Annotated in this window: 1 protein-coding gene; it reads left to right on the top strand. The window is 37.2% G+C overall.

The annotated features are described in order from the left end of the window. The coding region (locus SB765_RS31835) for a hypothetical protein (RefSeq protein ID WP_410932784.1) at positions 1 to 253 on the top strand (253 nt) is incomplete at both ends.

Genomic DNA, 253 nt, shown 5'->3' on the forward strand with positions numbered 1-253 from the left:
CTAAAGCGCGTGCTTTATACTTAAATAATCTTGATCTCACCACGCAATTAAAGCTTCCTAATATAACAGCACTTATAAAAAGTAACTTGGGCTACTTAGCGCTTGATGAAGGCAATGTTACTGATGCTGAACGCTACTTTAGAAGTGCGTTAAGCCTTAACCAAAATATTGATAAACGCGCGGGGCAAATCTCAACCGGGCTTAATTTATTAATGGTCTTTTTAATTCAAGAACATCAGCTTAACTTTGAACG

The organism is Pseudomonas sp. SIMBA_067 (assembly GCF_046534675.1).
Taxonomy (GTDB): domain Bacteria; phylum Pseudomonadota; class Gammaproteobacteria; order Pseudomonadales; family Pseudomonadaceae; genus Aquipseudomonas; species Aquipseudomonas putida.